The following is a 21,917-nucleotide window of genomic DNA, read 5'->3' as shown; positions in this document are numbered from 1 at the left end:
AAAACCTTGTCGGAGCACCATCGAAACGGCCCACACGCCCCGAGAACGACGAGAACTCGCCGCCGTCCCAGTAGTCCCTGTGGGCCCGGCGAGCACTCAGGGGCGCACGGGCCTCATCGGTCGCATGAACCGGTCACCGAGCCGGTTCCTCCACCGATTTCTGCGCCGGTTCGATGAAACCCTGCTCCACCAGCAGGCGGATCTGGGCCGGAGTGCGGTCGCGCAGGAGGAGCGGGTTCTCACCCACCAGCTGGGCGATGGCGTCCAGGATGCGGCCGGCGCTCAGCGTGCCGTCGCAGACACCGGCGAAGCCGGCGCCCACCGTGTCCACCGTGGTGGCCCGGCGCATCCCGCGGTTCTGACGCAGCACGACGTGCTCGGGGTCCTCGGCGCCGGGGAGCCCGACCTGCTCCTGGACCACCTCGCGCACGAGCCGGAAGTGACCGTCGAGCAGGGCCGCGTCGTCGTGGTCCCGCAGATAGTCGACGCGGGCGAAGTGCGCCCGGACGGTGTCGCCGAGCGGCTGCTCCACCGGGTGCGGCCACTCCTCCACGGTGATCGAGGGCGTCACGGTGCCCGTCCTGCGCAGCGTGATCCAGCCGAAGCCCACGGCCCTGACCTTGCGCGCCTCGAACTCCTCCAGCCAGGCGTCGTACCGCGCCTGGTACTCCGCGGCGTCGCCGCGGTGGTCGCCCGCGTCCCTCAGCCACAGCTCGGCGTACTGCGTGACGTCCTGCACCTCACGCTGGACGATCCACGCGTCGCACCCGCGGGGCACCCATGACCTGAGCCTGTCCTGCCAGTCCTCCCCTTCGACGTGCTGCCAGTTGGCGAGGAACTGCGCGAACCCGCCCTCGTTCAGGCGGTCGCCCGCCTCCTGAACGAGCGTGCGGCACAGATCGTCCCCGCTCATCCCGCCGTCGCGGTACGTCAGCCGGGCGCCCGGGGAGATCACAAAGGGCGGGTTCGACACGATCAGGTCGAACCGCTCGTCGTCGTGGACCGGTTCGAACAGCGAGCCCTGACGCAGATCGGCGGCCCGCGCGCCGGACAGCGCGAGCGTGAGGGCGGTGATGTGCAGCGCGCGTGGGTTGACGTCGGTCGCGGTCACGCGCGTGGCGTGCCGGCCGGCGTGCAGCGCCTGGATGCCGGAGCCGGTGCCGAGGTCGAGCGCGGAGCCGACCGGCGTGCGGACCGTGATGCCGGCCAGCGTCGTGGAGGCGCCGCCGACCCCGAGGACGACGCCCTCGTCGCGGCTGCCGATCCCGCCCGCGCCGCCCACCGCGCAGCCCAGGTCGGACACGATGAACCAGTCCTCGCCGTCGAGTCCGCCGTACGGCCGGACGTCCACGGTCGCGGCGACCTCGTCCGCGCCGGCACGCACCAGCCAGCCGGTCTCCAGGCACGCCTCGACGGGCAGGACGCCCGCCACGCGCGCGTACGGCACCGGCTGCTGGAGCAGGAACAGCCGGACCAGCAGTTCCAGCGGCGTGTCGCCGCGCGTGGCCCGGAGCGCGGGCACGGTCTCGGCGCGCGCCAGCGCCGCGTACGCGGGCGCGCCGAGCAGCTCCAGCAGTCCGTCGGCGGTGAAGGAGGCGCCGAGCAGGGCGTCCCTGAGCCGGGCGGCGACGTCCGGTCGGTCGGAGGCGGGCAGTGCGGGCAGGCTGGTGTCACTCACGCCCCCCATTGTGTCGGCTCACTCCGACAGCGCACGCGCGCGTGTGCCTGCGTGTGTCTGCGCGCGTGCCCGCGTGCGTCTCTGTGTGCCTGCCCGAGCGCCTGTCCGCGTGCGTCAGCCGCTCGTCGCCGGGGACGAGCCCGAGGTGGACGGGGTGGCGGAGGCGGAGGCGGACTTGCAGCTCGGCTGCTGGGCCATCGCCCGGCCGACGTCACCCTCCTCGAGGTTCTTCAGCGCGTCGTTCCCGGTCCGGCTCAGCTTGTCCAGCCGGGTGGCGACCTCCTTGAGGCCGTCCGCGAACTTGGCCTGGTCCTTGGTGTCGAGCTTGTCCACCTGCTGCTTCAGCGAGGTGTACGAGGCCGCCAGGCCGTTGAGCTCCCTGACCGCGTCCTGCTGCTTCTTCCCGCCGTTGTCGACCTCGGGTGCGCCGGCGGTGTTCACGGCTTGGCCGATGGCCTTGTAGGCGTCGGCCATGTCCTGGAAGGCCTGCGCGTCGGTCTTCTGGACCTGGGCCGGCTCGCTGTTGTCCGAGGTCTCCTTCTGGATCGCGGCGTTGGCGGCCTCGATCTTCTTCGCCTGCGGCTGCACCGCGTCACACACCTGCTTGGCCCAGGTGTTCAGCGCGTCGTTCTTGCTGTCGGCAGCGCTGCTGGTGCAGCCCGTCAGTGCCAGTACGAGTACCGCACCGCCGGACATTGCGGCCGCGAGCTTCTTGTTCACCGGGTTGGTCCCTTCCATGGCTCTCGGCCCCGGAAGATACACGCCGTGTCGGCCACACCCGGGAGTCGGTCGCCACTTGTGTGGTGTCTTGCGACCATTTGCACCAAGCGAGAGAAGGCTCACGGAGAGCATCCGCACACACGGCGGGCGGGCGACGCGTCGTACGCGCCGCCCGCCCGTCTCCTGAGCTGGGCCCGGGATGAGACCGCCTACGAAACCACCGCGGGATCGGCCGACTTGGAGACCCGTTCGGCGTTGTCGTCGTCGCCCACGGCGATACCGCGCCGCTTGGAGATGTAGACCGCGCCGACGATCACGGCCAGCGACAGGACCGCGATCACGATCCGTACGCCGAGGCTCTTGTCGCTGCCGTAGGAGAACTTGATGACCGCGGGCGCGATGAGCAGCGACACCAGGTTCATCACCTTCAGCAGCGGGTTGATCGCGGGGCCGGCGGTGTCCTTGAAGGGATCGCCGACCGTGTCCCCGATCACCGTGGCCGCGTGGGCCTCGCTGCCCTTGCCGCCGTGGTTGCCGTCCTCGACCAGCTTCTTGGCGTTGTCCCAGGCGCCACCGGAGTTGGCGAGGAACACCGCCATCAGCGTGCCCGCGCCGATCGCGCCCGCGAGATAGGAGCCGAGCGCACCGACCCCGAGCGTGAACCCGATGAAGATGGGCGCCATGACGGCGAGCAGCCCGGGTGTGGCGAGCTCGCGCAGGGCGTCCTTGGTGCAGATGTCGACGACCTTGCCGTACTCCGGCTTCTCGCTGAAGTCCATGATCCCGGGCTTCTCACGGAACTGCCGGCGCACCTCGTACACCACCGAACCCGCCGACCGGGACACCGCGTTGATCGCCAGCCCCGAGAACAGGAAGACGACCGCCGCGCCGGCGATGAGGCCCACCAGGTTGTTGGGCTGCGAGATGTCCATGATCAGGGTCATCGGCGCACCCGAACCGGTCAGCTTCTCCCCGACGTCACGCGCGCCGGTGGTGATGGCGTCCCGGTACGACCCGAAGAGCGCCGAGGCCGCGAGGACGGCGGTGGCGATGGCGATGCCCTTGGTGATGGCCTTGGTGGTGTTGCCCACCGCGTCCAGGTTGGTGAGCACCTGGGCGCCCGCGCCCTCGACGTCGCCGGACATCTCGGCGATGCCCTGGGCGTTGTCGGAGACCGGGCCGAAGGTGTCCATGGCGACGATCACGCCGACCGTGGTGAGCAGTCCGGTGCCGGCCAGCGCCACCGCGAACAGCGCCAGCATGATCGACGTACCGCCGAGCAGGAAGGCCCCGTACACGCTGAGGCCGATCAGCAGGGCGGTGTAGACCGCGGACTCCAGGCCCACGGAGACACCGGCGAGGACGACGGTGGCCGGACCGGTGAGCGAGGTCTTGCCGATGTCTCTGACCGGACGCCGGTTGGTCTCGGTGAAGTAGCCGGTCAGCTGCTGGATCACGGCGGCCAGCAGGATGCCGATCCCCACCGCGACCAGGGCGAGGATCCGCGGGTCGCCGTCCCTGCCCCTGATCGCCGCGTCGGTGACACCGGTGAGACCGGCGTACGACGACGGCAGATAGACGAAGACGGCGGCCGCGACCAGGGCGAGTGAGATCACCGCGGAGATGAAGAAACCGCGGTTGATCGCACTCATGCCGCTGCGGTCGGCGCGGCGCGGCGCCACCGCGAAGATCCCGATCATGGCGGTGATCACACCGATGGCCGGCACGAGCAGCGGGAAGGCGAGCCCGTCGTTGCCGAAGGCCGCCTTGCCGAGGATCAGCGCGGCGACCAGCGTGACGGCGTACGACTCGAAGAGGTCGGCCGCCATGCCCGCGCAGTCGCCGACGTTGTCGCCCACGTTGTCGGCGATGGTCGCGGCATTGCGCGGATCGTCCTCCGGAATGCCCTGCTCGACCTTGCCGACCAGGTCGGCGCCGACGTCGGCGGCCTTGGTGAAGATGCCGCCGCCCACACGCATGAACATCGCGATCAGCGCGGCACCGAGGCCGAAGCCCTCCAGCACCTTCGGCGCGTCGGCCGCGTACACCAGCACCACACAGGAGGCGCCGAGCAGGCCGAGCCCCACCGTGAACATGCCGACGACGCCGCCGGTGCGAAAAGCGATCTTCATTGCCTTGTGCGAGACGGCGGTGAGATCCTTTTCCGGCTCACCCTCCGCAGGGGTCGCTTCACGGGCCGCCGCGGCGACACGTACATTGCTGCGCACGGCGAGCCACATGCCGATATAGCCGGTGGCCGCCGAGAAGGCGGCCCCGATCAGGAAGAACACCGATCGTCCGGCGCGCTGATTCCAGTCGTCCGCGGGCAGCAGCATGAGCAGGAAGAACACGACCACGGCGAATACGCCGAGCGTGCGCAACTGGCGGCCCAGATAGGCGTTCGCGCCTTCCTGGACCGCTTCAGCGATCTCCTTCATGCTGCTGGTGCCCTCGCCCGCCGCGAGCACTTGGCGCACCAGGACGCCTGCGACCACGAGCGCGGCCAGCGCGACGGCCGCGATGACCGCCACGATGATCCGATTGTCGTTGGTCAGCACTGCAGCTGCGAAGGTTGTGGGGTGGCCCAACTGATGAGGGGTAGAAAGCCCCGCCATTCGTCCTCCTTGACGCTTGGGCTGAGCTCAAGATGTGGACGGATTGTAGGTAGCGGAACCTGATCAAAACAGAGCGCGGCCAACCGAATTGCCCTTCACCTGCTCTTCAGCAAATGATCGACGTCACGCCACGGAACCCGAAAGAGGTAATGGTTCAAAACCATTGACCCTCGATCACTGCTTGATCAAATGATCTGCCGACCGGTCGTGAATTCATTCACGAATTCAATGTACCTGGTGGAGGCGGCCGTGCAACAAGAAGGGCCCTGCGAAGCAGGGCCCTCGTGTGGTGCGCCGAACGGGTGAGGTGCGTCAGGGAAGCGTCGCGACCGGCGGTGTGGTCGGCCAGGTCATCTTGATCAACCCGCCGTGCTCCCCTGCCGAAACCTCCACGTCGTCGACGAGGCCGCTGATGACCGCGAGGCCCATCTCGTCCTCTTCGGCCTCCGCCTCGTCCGCCGTGCCCGGGGCGTCCCCGGCGTGGTACGGCGCGTGCCGGGCCTCGTCGCCGACCTCGATGGAGAACTGCTTCTCCTCCTCGGTCAGCATCACCGTCACCGGTGCCGAGATCCCGCTGTTGCGATGCAGCCCCACGGCCCGGGAACAGGCCTCGCCGACGGCGAGTCTGACCTCGTCGAGGACGGCCTCGTCCACTCCGGCCCTGCGCGCCACCGCTGCCGCCACCAGACGGGCGGTCCTGACGTGCTCGGGCAGCGCGCTGAAACGGAGTTCGACGGTGGCCATGCATCCCCCTCGGAGCTACGGGCGTGCTGTAGGAGGACCGGGCCGCCGAAATGCCCGGCCCCCCGTTTGGGCTGTTCCACCCCGGTCACCTGCCCGGGGCCGGTGGTCAGTCTGTCGCTGCCACCGCTTCGTCCACCGAGGTGTGGATCGGGAACACCTTGGTGAGACCGGTGATACGGAAGATCTTGAGAATGCGCTCCTGGTTGCACACCAGGCGCAGCGAGCCCTCGTGGGCACGCACGCGCTTCAGGCCACCGACCAGCACGCCGAGCCCGGTGGAGTCGAGGAAGTCCACGCCCTCCATGTCGACGACGAGGTGGAAATTCCCGTCGTTCACCAGCTCGACCAGCTGCTCGCGCAGCTTGGGCGCGGTATATACGTCGATTTCGCCACCGACCTCGACGACCGTACGATCGCCGACGGTACGGGTCGACAGGGACAGGTCCACGGATCCTCCAGCACCTTGCTATCGAGCGGTCGCCCCTCAGGACACCTCGGCTTGAAGCCCCCGGGACGGTTCGCCAGCCGCGATGGCATTCAATCACTTACCGGCAGGCGTGCACGACGCCTTGGTCCCATTGTCCTGCACGTCGGTGACAGACTCGGTGCCGATGGCCAAGAATCACCGATCCGATCGATCCCCGGCTGCCCCCGCAACCCGCCTGGCGCCGGGCGCGGTTCTCGACCGGCTCGCCGCGGGGCAGAGCCGGGCTGCGCGCATCACTCATACGGAGCACTTGCCCCCGCGCGCGGGGCGCCATGCCGTCTGGCCCGACCGGATTCGGCCGGAGGTGATCGCGGCGGTCCAGGCGTGCGGGATCGAGCACCCGTGGGCGCACCAGGCGCGCGCGGCGGAACACGCCCTGGACGGCGACTCCGTCGTCGTCGCCACCGGCACCGCGTCCGGCAAGTCGCTGGCCTACCTCGTCCCGGTGCTCTCGACGTTGCTGGACGGTTCCGAGGCGGCCAACGGCCGCGGCGCCACCGCCCTGTACCTGGCCCCCACCAAGGCTCTCGCGGCCGACCAGTGCCGTGCGGTGAAGGAACTCGCCCGGCCGCTGGGCAAGGCCGTACGCCCCGCGGTGTACGACGGCGACACCCCGCCCGAGGAACGCGAGTGGATCCGCCAGTACGCCAACCACGTCCTGACCAACCCCGACATGCTGCACCGCGGGATCCTGCCCTCCCACCCCCGCTGGTCCTCCTTCCTGCGCGCCCTGAAGTACGTGGTCGTCGACGAATGCCACACCTACCGGGGCGTCTTCGGCTCCCACGTCGCCCAGGTCCTGCGCCGCCTTCGCCGGCTGTGCGCGCGCTACGGCGCCTCTCCGGTCTTCCTGCTGGCCTCGGCGACCGCCGCGGAGCCCGCTGTGGCCGCGCGCCGCCTCACGGGTCTGCCCGTGGTGGAGGTGGCCGACGACGCCTCGCCCCGCGGTGAACTGGTGTTCGCCCTCTGGGAGCCCCCGCTGACCGAGCTGCGGGGCGAACGGGGCGCGCCCGTCCGGCGCACCGCCACCGCCGAGACGGCCGACCTGCTGACCGACCTCACCCTCCAGGGCGTGCGCTCGGTCGCCTTCGTACGGTCCCGGCGCGGCGCCGAGCTGATCTCGGTGATCGCCCAGGAGCGGCTGGCCGAGATCGACCGTCCGCTGTCCCGGCGCGTCGCGGCCTACCGGGGCGGCTACCTGCCCGAGGAGCGCCGCGCCCTCGAACGCGCCCTGCACTCCGGCGAGCTCCTGGGCCTGGCCGCCACGACGGCCCTGGAGCTGGGCGTGGACGTGTCCGGCCTGGACGCCGTGCTGATCGCCGGATACCCGGGCACCCGAGCCTCCCTGTGGCAGCAGGCGGGCCGCGCGGGGCGCTCCGGTCAGGGTGCCCTGGCGGTGCTGGTCGCCCGCGACGACCCGCTGGACACCTTCCTCGTCCACCACCCCGAGGCCCTGTTCGACCAGCCGGTCGAGTCCACGGTCCTCGACCCCGACAACCCCTACGTCCTCGCCCCGCACCTGTGCGCGGCCGCCGCCGAGCTGCCGCTCACCGAGGAGGACACCGAACTGTTCGGCCCGGCCTGCGCGGAGCTGCTGCCGCAGCTGGAGGCCGCGAAGCTGCTGCGCCGCCGGACGAAGGCCTGGCACTGGACCCGCCGGGAGCGGGCCGCGGACCTCACCGACATCCGCGGCGAGGGCGGACGGCCGGTGCAGATCGTCGAGGCCGGTACCGGCCGGCTGCTCGGCACGGTCGACGCGGGCGCCGCGCACACGACGGTCCACGAGGGCGCGGTCCATCTGCACCAGGGCCGTACGTACCTGGTGCGCTCCCTCGATCTGGACGACTCGGCCGCCCTGGTCGAGGAGGCCGCCCCGCCGTACACGACGGTCGCCCGCGACACGACGGCGATCTCCGTCCTGGAGACGGACGTCGAGGTGCCCTGGGGCGACGGCCGCCTGTGCTACGGCTCCGTCGAGGTCACCAACCAGGTGGTCTCCTTCCTGCGCAGACGTGTCATCACCGGTGAAGTGCTCGGCGAGACGAAACTCGATCTCCCTCCTCGTACGCTGCGCACCCGCGCGGTGTGGTGGACGGTCACCGAGGACCAGCTCGACGAGGCCCGTATCAACCCGGAGATCCTCGGTGGCGCCCTCCACGCCGCCGAGCACGCGTCGATCGGCATGCTGCCCCTGTTCGCGACCTGCGACCGCTGGGACATCGGCGGCGTCTCCGTCCCGCTGCACCCCGACACCCTGCTGCCCACGGTCTTCGTCTACGACGGCCATCCGGGCGGCGCGGGCTTCGCCGAACGCGCCTTCCACACCGCGCGCGCCTGGCTCTCCGCCACCCGCGAGGCCATCGCCTCCTGCGAGTGCGACTCCGGCTGCCCGTCCTGCATCCAGTCCCCCAAGTGCGGCAACGGCAACGACCCGCTGCACAAGAGGGGGGCCGTGCGCCTGCTGACGGTGCTGCTGAAGGCGGCCCCGGAGGAGAAGGAAGCGGAGATGCAGACGGAGGCGGAGACGCAGGCGGAGGCGGAGATGGATGCGGAGGCTTAGCCCACGCGGGTGAAAGGCACAGGCGCCATCGGCCCTGTGGGAGCCGTAGGCCCCGCTATGGATCCCGCGGAAGCCGTGGACCCTGCCATTCCCTGCCGTGGATGCTGCGGGGGCCGTAGGCCCTGCCATGGGCCCTCCAGGCCCCGCCGGTCCCACCGGGACGTCTGCCTGCGCCGCCGGTCCCGCTCTCGCCCTCACCTCCGCGGTGAAGGGTCCCCGTTTCGCCGCCGCCGTGACGTCCGAGGTGTCGCCCACGATCGCGCACCGGACGAGCCGGGTGCCCTGTGCCCGGGCCACCTCGTCCGCCCGGGCGCACGCGGCGGCACCGCCCTCGGCCCAGTGGCCCGCCGCCGCCAGTGCCGCGAGGTCGGCGGCCCCGGCCGCGCGGTGCCGGTCGACCACCGCCTGCCCCAGGGCGAGACCGATGCCGAACACCACGCAGAGCAGGGCGATCGCCCCGACACTCCACACGGTGGCGGAACCGCGGTCGGACCGACGGCGTGTGCCACGTCCGCCACCGATGAGCCGGCGAAGGCCGCAGAGGACCGGAATGCGGCACCTCATGTCCCCGTCCTCCGCTTCATGTCCCCGTCCCCCGCTGTGCGCGCGTCCCGAGCGTGTCCTCCGCCTCCGCCACGGCCTCCTCGCTCAGCCGGAAGGGCAGCACCCCCAGCCCCGGCGGGTCGGCCACGACGACCACGTGCACGTGGTCTCCCCGGCGGGTCACCGTGACCTTCGCCCCGTGCGGTGCCACGTCCCGCGTCACTCGGGTGACCGCGCCGTCCGGGTCCTGGCGGGCGGCGGCCCGGGCCCCTGCCCGGGCCGCGTCCACGCACTGGATCTGCGCGAGTACGACCAGCAGGACCCAGACCAGCGTCGTCACCACCAGCACCAGCACGGGCAGGACCATGGCCGCCTCCGCCGTCACGAACCCCGCGTCGGTGCCTTGCCGTTCGGCCCGGTGCGCCCGTGCCCGTTCACATCCGCGCACTGAGCGCTCGCTTCACGATGTTCTGCAACTCCGTCTTGACCTGGCCGCTCGTCACCACCTCGTACAGCAGCACGGCGAACGCCACCGCCGCGATGATCCCCATCGCGTACTCGGACGTCACCATTCCCGCGTCCCTGCGCGCCAGGGCACGCAGCCGTGCCCGCACCTTTCCGTACATCTCAACCCCCGTAAGGTCTTGGTCTGTTGGTTGGCTGTTGTCTGTTGGTTGGCTGGTGTCTGTCGGTTGGCTGTTGTGCGCTGGTTGTCTGCTGGTTCTCGACTCGCTGCTCCCGTATCCGTTCCGCCGGTGCCGTCAGCCACCACCTCCGCTCAGCGCTCCGCCCGCGAGGCCGATCAGCACGGGCAGCACGCCCACCGCGACGAAGGCGGGCAGGAAGCACAGCCCCACCGGCGCGGTGACCAGCACGGCCGCCCGGCGCGCCCGGGCCGTCGCGGTGCGCGCCCGGTCGGCGCGGACGTCGGCCGCGAGCCGCGCCACCGGTCCAGCGGCGGGAAGGCCCGACTCGTCGGCCCGCTCCAGCAGCCGTGCCAGGGCCGCGGCCCCCGGTATCGAGGCGAGTCCGCGCCAGGCGTCGGCCGGCTGCCCGCCGAGCCGCACCTGGGCGGCGCCCCGGGCCAGTGCGTCCCCGACGGGGCCGCCCAGGGCCTCCCCGACGGCCTGGGCGGCGATCACAGGACCGGCACCGGCCGCGATGCAGGCCGCCAGCAAGTCGGCCGCGAGCGGGAGTTGACGGGCGGCTTCGGCCGCGCCGGACTCCGCTTCGGGGCGGCCGGCCATACGCCGCCGCCACTGCCACATCCCGGCTGCCCCGGCCAGCCCGAGCGCGAGCCCGGTGAGCCCGCCGACCAGCACCCACCCGGCCCCGGCCACACCCACCGCCGGCAGCCACCGCCGGACGGCACCGGCCGCCAGGAGCCGTGAGCGCGAGCGCCATGCCTCTTCTGCCGAACGCTCCGTCCCCAGCAGCGCGGCCATCCGCCGCCGTGCGCTCCGCTCCCGGCCCATCGCCGCCAGCCATCTCACCGACAGCCACAGGAGCACCGCCACCCCCGCGACCATCCCCAACCTGTGGACAGCACCACCCGCGCTCACATCGCCTCCGCCCCTCGCACGATCCGCAGGGCCCACCACAGCCCCGCGCCCTCCAGCACGCCACCGATGACCAGGCAGCCCAGTCCCGCTCCCGTGTGCAGCAGCACCCGCAAGGGATCGGCTCCCATGGCCGTGCCCAGCAGGAGTCCGAGGACCGGCAGGCCGGCGAGCATGACGGCCGTGGCCCTGGCACCCGACAACTGGGCCCGCAGGTCGGCGCGTTGGTCGCGCTCCACCCGCAGTGCGCCTTCGAGCCGGTCCAGCCCGGCCGCCAGGCCCGCGCCCTGGTCCACCGCCACTCGCCAGCAAGCCGCGAGGCCGCGCAGGCCCTCGGCGCCCGGCTGCCGGGCCGCCGCGGCGAGCGCCGCGGGCACGTCGCCGCCGAACCGGGCCGCCGCCAGCACCGCCGCCTGGGCGTCGCCGAGCCCACCCGAGTCCCGCGCGGCGCACAGCAGCGCCTCGCCCGGCTGCCGCCCGGCCCGCACCTCTCCGGCGAGCGCCCCGCACAGGGCGATCACCGCGTCCGCCCGCCGCTCCTGCCGTCGGCGCGCCGCCCGGGCGAGCCGGGTGCGGCGCAGCAGCGGCACCCCGACCGCCCCCGCGACGACCGGCAGCACCGAGGCACCCAGAACCGCGAGCACCATCCCCGCGGCCGGCGCCCACCACTCGGCGCGCAACCGCCCTCGACCCTGGGCCAGTCCGCGAAGGACCCGGCCCGAGAGCGGCGGCCTCGTGCCCTCCGGCCCGCCGCCGGCGAGCAGCGACCGCGCACGCCGTGCCGCGGAGTGCCGGCCGCCCAGCAGCCACACGGCCGCCCCGGCACACACCGCGCCCGCGGCCACGCAGGCCGAGCCCGAGAACCCCTCATCCATCGCGGTCGTCGCCCCCTCTCCCGCTCTCCGTCCGGAGCAGCCCCCGCAGCCGCTCCCACCCCCGTTCCGCCACGAATGCCTCCGCTCCCCAGCGCAGCGCCGGCACGGTCCGCACCAGTCCCGACGCGTCCCGCTCCAGCACCCGCACCTCGGCGATCCGCCGACGCCCGGAGCGGTCCCGCACGAGGTGCAGCACCACCGACAGCGCGGCCGCCAACTGGCTGTGCAGCGCCGTCCGGTCGAGCCCTGCGGCGGTGCCCAGCGCCTCCAGCCGGGCGGGGACGTCCGCCGCCGCGTTGGCGTGGACCGTGCCGCATCCGCCCTCGTGGCCGGTGTTCAGCGCGGCCAGCAGATGGACCACCTCGCCGCCGCGCACCTCGCCCACGACCAGCCGGTCCGGCCGCATCCGCAGTGCCTGCCGCACCAGGTCCTCGAGGGTGACCAGGCCCGCGCCCTCCTGGTTGGCGGGCCTGGTCTCCAGGCGGACGACGTGCGGATGGTCGGGTCGCAGCTCCGCGGAGTCCTCGGCGAGGACGATCCGCTCGCCCGGCCCGGCCAGCCCGAGCAGCGCGCTGAGCAGCGTGGTCTTGCCGGTTCCGGTCCCCCCGCTGATGAGGAAGGACAGCCGGGCCTCGATCAGCGCCCGCAGCACGCGGTCCCCGCCGGGCGGCACCGTGCCCGCCGCGACCAGTTCCTCCAGCGTGAACGCGCGCGGCCGTACGACCCGCAGGGACAGGCAGGTGCAGCCGACGGCGACGGGAGGCAGCACCGCGTGCAGCCGGGTGCCGTCGGGCAGCCGGGCGTCGACCCACGGCCGGGCGTCGTCCAGCCGGCGGCCGGCCACGGCGGCCAGGCGCTGCGCGAGGCGCCGTACGGCCGCCGCGTCGGGGAAGGCGACGGCGGTCCGCTCCAGTCCGCCGCCCCGGTCCACCCACACCCGGTCCGGAGCCGACACGAGGACGTCGGTCACCGACGGATCGGCCAGCAGCGGCTCCAGCGGACCGCTGCCGATCAGCTCGGAGCGCAACTGCTCGGCTGCGCCGAGCACTTCGGCGTCCCCGAGCACACGGCCCTGTTCGCGCAGGGCCTGCGCGACCCGCGCGGGCGTCGGCTCGGCCCCGCTCTCGGCGAGCCACCGCCGTACGCCGTCCAGCAACTCGGCAGGCATCCGCGACCCGTTGACAGGCGCGGGCTCGCGGAGCGCACCCGCCGGGGCTGTCCGCGGGTCCGTTCGCAGGTGTTCGGCAACCGTCCTCATGCGGCGGCCGCCTCGATCAGCGCCCGCTCCCAGAAGGCGGTGCAGAAGCGGGCGAGCGGTCCGCGCGCCACCGCCCCGGGCGGGGTCCTGCTCTCGCCGGAGCGCCGTAGCGCGGACTCCGCGGGCACCTCGCCCGCCAGCGGCAGACCGAGCAGCCGGGCCACCTCGCGGTCGTCGAGCCCGGGCGCGTACGGCCCCCGGACCGCCACCCGCAGATCGCGCAGGACCATGCCGACCGCGGACGCCACCCGTGCTGCGGCCGCCACGGCGCGCAGCTCGGCGGGGACCACGAGCAGACCGAGGTCGATCTGGGCGAGGGCCTCGGCGGCCGCCTCGTCGACGCGGCGGGGCAGGTCGACCACCACGGCGCCGCCGCGCCGCCGGGCGGCGGCCAGCACCGCCCGGACGGCCTGCGCCGGGACGGCCACGCAGTCGCCGCGGTCCCAGCTGAGCACGCGCAGCGAGTGCAGTTCGGGCAGCGACTCCTCCAGGGCGCCGCCGCCGACTCTCCCGCGCGAGGCGGCGAACGCCGGCCAGCGCAGCCCCTCGGCCGTCTCCCCACCCAGCAGGACGTCGAGGCCGCCGCCCAGCGGATCGGCGTCCACGAGCAGGGTGCGCAGGCCCTCCCGCGCGGCGGTGACGGCGAGCGCGCAGGCCAGCGTGGACGCGCCCGCTCCGCCGCGGCCGCCGATGACGCCCACGGTGAGCGCGGGACGGCCGACACCCTCGGCGACGTCGGCGATGCGGTCGACCAGCCACCGCTCGCCGTCGGGCAGCACCAGCACGTGATCGGCGCCGATCTCGATGGCGCGCCGCCAGATCCCGGAGTCGTCCTGGTCGCGGCCGACCAGCACCACTCCGCGCCGGCGCACCGCCCCGCGCACCCGCCGGGCGGCGTCGTCGCCGACCAGCACCAGCGGCGCCGCCTCCCAGCCGCCTCTGCGCTCGGGCAGGCCGTGGTGGACCTCGGGTGTGGCACCGGCCGCCGCGCACAGGCGCAGCAGGTCGTCGAGGAGCCCGGCGTCCTCGGTGACGATCAGCGGTCTGCCCTGGAGCCCTCCGGCATCGGGCGGTGGATCGTGTGTGACGGTTCCGGCCACGGGTCGAACCCCCTTCGCTGCTTCTTGCGCGCGGCCCGTGCGGCCCCGCGAATCCCGAACGTGAGAAGAACCGGAGACCGGCCTTCCTTTGGGCGGCCGATACGAACCGGCCGCACGCGCCCTGACAATCGGAACCGGCCATGAACTCGCCGGGAACGGTGCGCGTCGGAATCACGGTGCAGTGATCCGGGAAATCGTGTGGATCTTGGTCAAAAACTGTGGACAACTCGATGGCTGTGAATATCGCCATCACCCATACCGGTGACCCCTGTACTGGTTCCCGTACGACTTCCACAGAGCAGCGCCACGACTACACAACGTGACCGATCATGGAAATCCCTAGAAACCCGCGCGGTGCGGCCGATCCGGCTCGGCAACCGCGGACAGAAAGGGAGAAACCCACCCGGACATGCGACGACCCCCGCCGGGGGGGAGAGCGGGGGTCGTCTCCACGGTCGACTCGGGGGGGGAGGAGTCGGACCGGGTTGGCACGGTTCGCGAACGATCCGTGACTTCCATGGTGTACCCGAGAGCCCTCTCAGGCAAACCCACGCGCCCACCTTACGCCGAATGGGCTGCCCCTATGCTCAGGGGCGTGGAAAACCACTCCTTGCCCCGCACAGCGGCCTTCTTCGATCTGGACAAGACGGTCATTGCGAAGTCGAGCACGCTCACCTTCAGCAAGTCCTTCTACCAAGGCGGACTGATCAACCGCAGGGCCGTGTTGCGAACGGCGTACGCCCAGTTCGTCTTCCTCGCCGGCGGCGCCGACCACGACCAGATGGAGCGCATGCGCGAGTATCTGTCCGCGCTGTGCCGCGGCTGGAACGTGCGACAGGTCAAGGAGATCGTCGCCGAGACGCTGCACGACCTGATCGACCCGATCATCTACGACGAGGCCGCGTCCCTCATCGAGGAGCACCACACCGCCGGCCGCGACGTGGTCATCGTGTCCACGTCGGGCGCGGAGGTGGTCGAGCCGATCGGCGAACTGCTGGGCGCGGACCGCGTGGTGGCCACCCGGATGGTGGTGGGGGAGGACGGCTGCTTCACCGGCGAGGTGGAGTACTACGCCTACGGCCCGACCAAGGCGGAGGCGATCCGCGAGCTGGCCGAGTCCGAGGGGTACGACCTCAGCCGCTGCTACGCCTACAGCGACTCGGTGACCGACCTGCCGATGCTGGAGTCGGTCGGGCATCCGCACGCCGTGAACCCGGACCGGGCGCTGCGCCGGGAGGCCGTCGCGCGCGCGTGGCCGATTCTCGACTTCCACCGGCCGGTGCGGCTCAAGCAACGGCTGCCCGCGTTCTCCGTACCGCCGCGTCCGGCCCTGGTCGCGGCGGCGGCCATAGGCGCGGCGGCGGCCACCGCGGGGCTCGTCTGGTACACGAGCCGGCGCCGGAACTCGATCGCCTGATCCGCCGCCCGGCCGCCGGAAAATCCCGCGCGGCACTCGCGCGCCCGTTTAGTTCCCGTTTGAACCTGAAAGTAAAGAAGTGCAGCCAGGGGTTCCGCTTACTCCCGGCTTGCAGTACAAAGGACTCGAAGGCCCGCGAGACCAAAGGACATCCGAAAGGATCACCTTTAAAGCTCAATTGGCCCCACGGACCGAGCATGAACACCGAGCACCCACGCGACGTCGACCCGTCGATTACGGGCCAGCCGCACCAGGTGACGGGCAAAGATCCCGACCTGATGGGCGACATATCGAGGACGCTTGGTAACTCGGTGGTCGTGCCAGCGGCGGTACGAGTCCTCGTACCGCCGCAACCCTGTGTCCGGGTCCGTCACGCCGCCCCGCGCTGGAGGGCCTCGCACACCGCCGTGGACTCGCGCGCACCCAGCTCAACCGCCCTTGCGCAGTGGGCGATCCAGGCCGCCATGCCCTCCGGGGTGCCGGAGACATAGCCGTCGAGGGCGGCCAGGTAGGCCGCGCGACCCAGTTCGGCGTGGCCGACCTCGGCGGGGCAGACCGACTTGGGGTCGAGACCGCTGCCGACCAGAACGATGCGCTCGGCCGTCCGGGCGACCAGTCCGTTGTCGGAGACGAAGGGGCGCAGCGCCAGGAGTTCGCCGTGCACGACGGCCGCCGTCACCAGGGCGGGCGCGGAGCTGCCGGCGATGATCAGCTCCGACAGGCCCTCCAGGCGTCCGGACACCTCCGCGGCGCTCGGCGGCGGCAGCTCGATCAGCGGCTCGCCGACGTCCTCGCCCTCCTGACGCGGCCGTCCGACCGCGTCCTCCTGGCTCGCGGCGGCCACGAGATGCAGCCTGGCCAGCACCCGCAGGGGCGACTGCCGCCAGATGGACAGCAGTTGGCCGGCCTCGGCCGTCAGCCTCAGGGCGGCGCCCATCACCCGCGCCTCGTCGTCGCCGCTGAAGTCGGAGCGCCGGCGCACCTCCTCCAGGGCCCAGTCCGCACCGGACAGCGCCGCGGAGCCGCGCGCACCGCGCAGCGCCGCCTCGGAGGTGACCTCGTTGCTCCGGCGCCGCATGACCCGGTGCCCGTACAGGCGGTCCACGGCCTTGCGCACGGACTCCACGGACTCGGCCACACCGGGCAGCGCACCCAGGGCCGCAAGGGGGTCCTCCCCGCTCGCGCTCGTTCGAGAGCTTGGGGGAGGATCGGCGGCCGCTCCTGTCGTACTCATGAGTACGACCCTACGGGCCCGGGCACCCCGCCCCACGAAGGAGTGGTCTTCTTCACGCACCCCTCCACGCTGAGCAATCAGAGCACTACGGTTCGTGAACATGAAAATTGCTTTCGTCGGAAAGGGCGGCAGCGGCAAGACCACTCTGTCCTCCCTGTTCATCCGCCATCTCGCGGCCACCGGCGCGCCCGTCGTCGCGATCGACGCCGACATCAACCAGCACCTGGGGGCCGCGCTCGGCCTGGAGGAGGCGCAGGCCGCCGCGCTGCCGGCGATGGGCGACCGGCTGCCGCTGATCAAGGACTACCTGCGCGGCACCAACCCGCGCATCGCCTCCACCGAGACGATGATCAAGACGACCCCGCCGGGCGAGGGCTCGCGCCTGCTGCACCTGTGCGGGGACAACCCGGTCTACGACGCCTGCGCGCACCGAGTGGAACTCGGTAGCGGCGCCGCGCGTTTGATGGTCACCGGCCCCTTCACGGACGCCGACCTGGGGGTCGCCTGCTACCACTCCAAGACCGGGGCGGTGGAGCTGTTCCTGAACCACCTGGTGGACAGCCGCGACGAGTACGCCGTGATCGACATGACGGCGGGCTCGGACTCCTTCGCCTCCGGCATGTTCACCCGCTTCGACATCACGTTCCTGGTCGCCGAGCCGACCCGGAAGGGGGTCTCCGTCTACCGTCAGTACAAGGAGTACGCCCGCGACTACGGGGTCGTCCTGCGCGTCGTCGGCAACAAGGTGCAGGGCCAGGACGACCTCGACTTCCTGCGCGCCGAGGTCGGGGACGACCTGCTCGTGACCGTAGGGCACTCCGACTGGGTGCGCGCCATGGAGAAGGGCCGGCCGCCCCGGTTCGAGTTCCTGGAGGACGCCAACCGCCGCGCGCTGCGCCTGCTCCAGGTCGCCGCCGACGCCACGTACGAGCTGCGCGACTGGGACCGCTACACCCGCGAGATGGTGCACTTCCACTTGAAGAACGCCGCCTCGTGGGGAAACGAGCGGACCGGGGCCGACCTCGCGGCGCAGATCGACCCCGGCTTCGTCCTCGGCGAGGGTGTCACCGCCCCGGCGTGAGTACGGCTACGGCTTGGGCGCCCCGGGTACGCCCTTGGGGGCCGGGGCCGGGCGGCTCGACAGGAAGGACGCCCAGCCCTGCGCCGGGGCCTCGCCGACCTTGAGGGTCCGCAGATCGGCGAGGGTCCGCGGGTTCTGGGCGTCCAGCCAGTCGGCCAGCTGACGGAAGGAGACACAGCGCACGTCGGGCTTGTTGCACACCTCCTTCACGACGTCCTCGACGGCGCGCATGTAGGTGCCGCCGTTCCAGGACTCGAAGTGGTTGCCGATCACCAGCGGGGCGCGGTTGCCCTCGTAGGCCCGGTAGAAGCCCTTGAGCAGGCCGTCGCGCATCTGGTTGCCCCAGTAGCCGGACTTGGCGGGGTCGCCCTGGGTCTGCGTGCCGGACTGGTTGACCATGAAGTTGTAGTCCATGGGTAGTTGCTCGTAGGTGTGCCCGGGGAAGGGCACCAGCTGCATCGACAGGTCCCACAGGCCGTCCCGCCTCTTGGGCCACACCTGGTTGTTGACACCGCTGCTGTCGTAGCGGAAGCCCAGTTGGCTCGCCGCCCTGACGAAGTTCTTCTGGCCCTCCAAACACGGGGTGCGGCCGCCGATGAGCTCCTTGTCGTAGTCGAAGGGCAGCGAAGCGGTGTTCTTCATGCCGGTGTTGGTCCTCCAGGACTTCACGAACTGCTTGGCCTGGGCGATCTCGCTCTTCCACTCGTCGACCGACCACGTTCCGACTCCGCCGTCGAGGCCGCAGAAGTGACCGTTGAAGTGCGTGCCGATCTCATTGCCCTCCAGCCACGCCAGACGCGCCTGCTCGACCGTGTCGGCGATGCCCTGGGCGTCGTTGAAGCCGATCTCGGAGCTGCCCGGGGCGTGCTGCGGCGGGCGGTACAGGTCCCGCTTCCCCTGCGGGAGCAGGTACACGCCGCTGAGGAAGTAGGTCATGGTCGCGTTGTTGGCCTTGGCGACCTCGCGGAAGTGGGAGAACAGCTTCTGACTGTCCTCCCCCGCCCCGTCCCAGGAGAACACGACGAACTGCGGTGGCTTCTCACCGGCCTTGAGCCGCTCCGGCCTGGCCAGGTGCGGCTGCGCTCCGGTGTACGCGGTGGACCCGTCGCCGATCAGGCGGACGATGTTCCCGGGCAGTTGCGGGCCCTTCTGCGGGGCGCCGGGCGCGCCCCGCCTGGGCGCCTCGGAGCCGCTCGCGCAACCGGCGAGCGACGAGGCGCAGACCGCGGCGACGGCGACGCCCGCGGCGATCCTCTGGGTGGCGGCCATGTTTCGCCCACCTTCTTCCTTCTCTCGTCCGACGCCGGGACGGCGTGTGCTGGTGATGTGCCGGACGGGCCGACAGCGCCGTCAAGATCGCATGGACTGGAGAAGGAATTAGTATGACAAGCCGATAAAAAGCCCACTTCACTCAACGAGGTGATTTGCTGCCCCATTTGAGTTGACACTTCAGGCATGGCCTTTACGCGGCATTACGATCGCTTTACTCAGCGCTGATTCCGCCGCTCCCGTTGAGCCCCGCTGAGTCAGCCGAAAGTCGAGTCAGCCGAAAGTTCCGCGACCGCGCCACCCCGAGGAGACGGGAAACATGCCGGCCTGCGTCCCCGCCCACACCGCGAAGTCCGCCCGCACAGAGCGTTCCCACCCGCCGCACAGCCCGCCCCGGCGACCGCGTCGCCTCCGCCTCGCGGGAGCCGATCTGTCGGCCTCCGTCGCGGTCTTCCTGATCGCCCTGCCCCTCTCCCTCGGTATCGCCCTGGCCACCGGCGCCCCGCTGCGGGCCGGCCTCGTGGCCGCCGCGGTGGGCGGACTCGTCGCCGGACGGCTCGGCGGCTCACCGCTCCAGGTCAGCGGCCCGGCCGCCGGACTCACCGTCGTCACCGCCGATCTGATCCAGCGCTACGGATGGCGTACGACCTGCGCCGTCACCGTTCTCGCCGGTCTCGCCCAACTCGCCCTCGGCTGCCTGCGCGTGGCCCGCGGCGCGCTCGCCGTCAGCCCCGCCGTCGTGCACGGCATGCTCGCCGGGATCGGGGTGACCATCGCCGTCGCCCAGGTGCACATCGTCCTCGGCGGCAGCCCGCAGAGCTCCGTACTCGACAACCTCCGTGCCCTTCCCGCCCAGTTGACCGGCCTCGACCCGGCGGCCCTCGCCGTGAGCGCGCTGACCCTGGCGGTGCTGCTGACCTGGCCACGCCTGCCCGGCCGGGCGGCGCGCCTGCTGGGCAGGGTGCCGGCCGCGCTCGTCGCCGTAGCCGCGGCCACCGCCGTCGCCTCCCTCACCGGGCTGGTGCTGCCCAGGGTCGATCTGCCGTCCTGGCGCAGCCATGCCCTGGCCGGACTGCCCCAGGGACCGGTGCTCGGGCTCGTCGCCGCAGCGCTCGGCACCACGCTGGTGTGCAGCGTGCAGTCGCTGCTCGGCGCGGTCGCCGTGGACAAGCTGGTCGCGGGCCGCGCCGGGCCGGCCGCCCGGGCCGGCCGCTCGGACCTGGACCGGGAACTGCTCGGCCAGGGCGCCGCCAACGTCGTCTCCGGCGCGCTCGGCGGCCTGCCGGTCGCCGGGGTGGCCGTGCGGAGTACGGCGAATGTGCGCGCGGGTGCCGTGAGCCGGAACTCCACGATGCTGCACGGCGTTCTCGTAGTGATCGCCGCGCTGCTGATGGTCCCGGTGCTGGAGTTCGTCCCGCTCGCCTCGCTCGCCGCCCTGGTGATGGCCGTCGGCATCCAGATGGTGTCCCCGCACCACATCCGCACGGTGACCCGCCACCAGGAGGTGCCGGTGTACGCCGCCACCGCCCTCGGCGTGGCGGCCCTCGGCGTCCTCCAGGGCGTTGCCCTCGGCATCGCCGTGGCCGTCGCCGTCGCCCTGCGCCGCCTCACCCGCACCCGCATCACGCACGAAGAGCGGAAGGGATTCCATCACGTCCATGTACGAGGGCAGTTGACGTTCCTCGCGGTGCCACGGCTCAGCCGGGCCCTGCACCTCGTGCCGCCGGGAGCCGCCGTAGTCGTCCGGCTGGACGGCTCGTTCATGGATCACGCGGCGTACGAGGCACTGCAGGACTGGCAGCGGACGCACACCGCGCAGGGCGGCTCGGTCGAACTCACCGGCCGTCGTACCGGAGTCCGCATCGCCGAGCCCGCCGCGCCGGACGGCGCCCGGTGCCGCTGCCGTCCCTGGACGCCCTGGCGCAACCACCAGTGCGGGAACGCGGCACCGGCACCCGGCGACCGCGGCCACCGGCTGGCGCACGGCATCCGAGCGTTCCAGCACAGCACCGCTCCCCGCGTGCGCGAGGAACTGGCGCGGCTGGCGCGGGAGGGGCAACGCCCGTCCCAACTCTTCCTCACCTGCGCCGACTCGCGACTGGTCACGTCGATGATCACTTCCAGCGGCCCCGGCGACCTCTTCGTAGTGCGGAACGTGGGCAACCTCGTGCCGCCACCAGGGCAGGGCGACGACGACTCGGTGGCGGCGGCCGTGGAGTACGCGGTGGACGTGCTCGAAGTGCGCTCCATCACCGTGTGCGGCCACTCCGGGTGCGGGGCCATGCAGGCCCTCCTCGCCTCGGGCCCTGACTTCGCCTCAGGCACCGACTCCGGCTCCGGACACACCCGTACGCCGCTCGGGCGGTGGCTGCGGCACGGGCTGCCCAGCCTGGAGCGGATGGCGGACGACGGCCGCCCCGGCCCCCGGCCGGCCGGACGGCCGCCCGCCGACGCGGTCGAGCGGCTGTGCCTCACCAACGTGGTCCAGCAGTTGGAGCACCTGCGCGCCCACGACTCGGTGGCCCGCGCCCTGCGGGAAGGGGTGCTGGAGCTGCACGGGATGTACTTCCACGTGGGCGAGGCCGAGGCGTACCTGCTCACGGGGGCGGACGGCGAGGAGACCTTCACCCGGGTCGAGGCGACGGAGATTCCGCAGGCGACGGCGCCGACCCTCACATTGAGCGACACATCGGGCACCCTCAGCGAGAAAACATTCCAGGAGTGAACCTCCGGGGATCGTCGTGCGTGACCCGTGGATGAGCGGGTGTCAGGATGAG

The 21,917-nt window shown here is 72.1% G+C and carries 17 protein-coding genes and 1 pseudogene; 4 read left to right on the top strand and 14 right to left on the bottom strand.

Annotated elements, in window-relative coordinates; genetic code table 11:
* Positions 1-133: 133 nt before the first annotated feature.
* From ACIQFZ_RS19450 to bldG, 5 genes are all read right to left on the bottom strand, one after another.
* Positions 134-1,687 carry a methyltransferase gene (locus ACIQFZ_RS19450; protein ID WP_365774562.1) on the bottom strand — a complete coding sequence of 518 codons (1,554 nt, stop codon included), beginning with the start codon at positions 1,685-1,687 and terminating at the stop codon, positions 134-136.
* A 105-nt stretch (positions 1,688-1,792) separates the two neighbouring features.
* Positions 1,793-2,416 (bottom strand): small secreted protein, encoded by a 624-nt coding sequence (locus ACIQFZ_RS19445; RefSeq protein ID WP_383055819.1) that lies wholly within the window; start codon positions 2,414-2,416, stop codon positions 1,793-1,795.
* 191 nt (positions 2,417-2,607) lie between these two features.
* Positions 2,608-5,013: a sodium-translocating pyrophosphatase gene (locus tag ACIQFZ_RS19440; RefSeq protein WP_383055817.1), complete on the bottom strand. Its 2,406-nt coding sequence runs from the start codon at positions 5,011-5,013 to the stop codon at positions 2,608-2,610.
* A 312-nt stretch (positions 5,014-5,325) separates the two neighbouring features.
* Positions 5,326-5,757: an ATP-binding protein gene (locus ACIQFZ_RS19435; protein WP_365429593.1), complete on the bottom strand. Its 432-nt coding sequence runs from the start codon at positions 5,755-5,757 to the stop codon at positions 5,326-5,328.
* 106 nt (positions 5,758-5,863) lie between these two features.
* On the bottom strand, positions 5,864-6,205 hold the full coding sequence (gene bldG, locus ACIQFZ_RS19430) for an anti-sigma factor antagonist BldG (protein WP_009189842.1): 342 nt from the start codon (positions 6,203-6,205) through the stop codon (positions 5,864-5,866).
* A gap of 82 nt (positions 6,206-6,287) precedes the next feature.
* On the opposite strand from bldG, the gene ACIQFZ_RS19425 reads away from it, so the two are divergent.
* The gene (locus ACIQFZ_RS19425; protein WP_402691763.1) at positions 6,288-8,804 is read left to right on the top strand and encodes a DEAD/DEAH box helicase; all 2,517 of its coding nucleotides are present in this window, start codon (positions 6,288-6,290) and stop codon (positions 8,802-8,804) included.
* A gap of 135 nt (positions 8,805-8,939) precedes the next feature.
* Here ACIQFZ_RS19425 and ACIQFZ_RS19420 read toward each other — a convergent pair.
* From ACIQFZ_RS19420 to ssd, 7 genes and pseudogenes are all read right to left on the bottom strand, one after another.
* Positions 8,940-9,368: pseudogene (locus ACIQFZ_RS19420) on the bottom strand (Rv3654c family TadE-like protein); the annotation flags it as partial.
* A 16-nt stretch (positions 9,369-9,384) separates the two neighbouring features.
* Entirely contained in the window at positions 9,385-9,732 is a 348-nt protein-coding gene (locus ACIQFZ_RS19415) for a TadE family type IV pilus minor pilin (protein WP_402691762.1), read from the bottom strand.
* Positions 9,733-9,781: 49 nt separating this feature from the next.
* Positions 9,782-9,973 carry a DUF4244 domain-containing protein gene (locus ACIQFZ_RS19410; protein ID WP_141359645.1) on the bottom strand — a complete coding sequence of 64 codons (192 nt, stop codon included), beginning with the start codon at positions 9,971-9,973 and terminating at the stop codon, positions 9,782-9,784.
* Between the two features lie 135 nt (positions 9,974-10,108).
* Positions 10,109-10,876 (bottom strand): type II secretion system F family protein, encoded by a 768-nt coding sequence (locus ACIQFZ_RS19405; RefSeq protein WP_383055810.1) that lies wholly within the window; start codon positions 10,874-10,876, stop codon positions 10,109-10,111.
* Positions 10,877-10,905: 29 nt separating this feature from the next.
* Entirely contained in the window at positions 10,906-11,781 is an 876-nt protein-coding gene (locus ACIQFZ_RS19400) for a type II secretion system F family protein (RefSeq protein ID WP_383055809.1), read from the bottom strand.
* Positions 11,774-12,949: a TadA family conjugal transfer-associated ATPase gene (locus ACIQFZ_RS19395; RefSeq protein WP_383055807.1), complete on the bottom strand. Its 1,176-nt coding sequence runs from the start codon at positions 12,947-12,949 to the stop codon at positions 11,774-11,776. Before ACIQFZ_RS19395 ends, ACIQFZ_RS19400 begins: the two co-directional genes overlap by 8 nt.
* 86 nt (positions 12,950-13,035) lie before the next feature.
* Positions 13,036-14,139 (bottom strand): septum site-determining protein Ssd, encoded by a 1,104-nt coding sequence (gene ssd / locus ACIQFZ_RS19390; RefSeq protein WP_365774563.1) that lies wholly within the window; start codon positions 14,137-14,139, stop codon positions 13,036-13,038.
* Between the two features lie 583 nt (positions 14,140-14,722).
* Here ssd and ACIQFZ_RS19385 point away from each other — a divergent pair.
* A complete protein-coding gene (locus ACIQFZ_RS19385) occupies positions 14,723-15,556 on the top strand; it encodes an HAD-IB family hydrolase (protein ID WP_365432943.1) in 834 nt (277 codons plus the stop codon).
* Positions 15,557-15,926: 370 nt separating this feature from the next.
* Here the strand turns inward: ACIQFZ_RS19385 and ACIQFZ_RS19380 are convergent, their stop codons facing one another.
* Positions 15,927-16,790, bottom strand: a complete 864-nt coding sequence (locus ACIQFZ_RS19380; protein WP_365432940.1) for an oxidoreductase — start codon at positions 16,788-16,790, stop codon at positions 15,927-15,929.
* Between the two features lie 100 nt (positions 16,791-16,890).
* Here ACIQFZ_RS19380 and ACIQFZ_RS19375 point away from each other — a divergent pair, with 100 nt between their 5' ends.
* On the top strand, positions 16,891-17,871 hold the full coding sequence (locus tag ACIQFZ_RS19375; protein ID WP_383055921.1) for an ATP-binding protein: 981 nt from the start codon (positions 16,891-16,893) through the stop codon (positions 17,869-17,871).
* A gap of 6 nt (positions 17,872-17,877) precedes the next feature.
* Here ACIQFZ_RS19375 and ACIQFZ_RS19370 read toward each other — a convergent pair whose 3' ends face one another.
* On the bottom strand, positions 17,878-19,140 hold the full coding sequence (locus ACIQFZ_RS19370; RefSeq protein WP_402691761.1) for a hypothetical protein: 1,263 nt from the start codon (positions 19,138-19,140) through the stop codon (positions 17,878-17,880).
* 319 nt (positions 19,141-19,459) lie between these two features.
* Between ACIQFZ_RS19370 and ACIQFZ_RS19365 the strand changes: the two genes are divergently transcribed.
* Positions 19,460-21,865 carry a bifunctional SulP family inorganic anion transporter/carbonic anhydrase gene (locus tag ACIQFZ_RS19365; protein ID WP_402691760.1) on the top strand — a complete coding sequence of 802 codons (2,406 nt, stop codon included), beginning with the start codon at positions 19,460-19,462 and terminating at the stop codon, positions 21,863-21,865.
* Positions 21,866-21,917 lie beyond the last annotated feature (52 nt).

Source organism: Streptomyces sp. NPDC093064, from assembly GCF_044754605.1.
In the GTDB taxonomy this organism is placed as follows: Bacteria; Actinomycetota; Actinomycetes; order Streptomycetales; family Streptomycetaceae; genus Streptomyces.
This window is presented reverse-complemented; position numbering and strand designations above follow the sequence as displayed.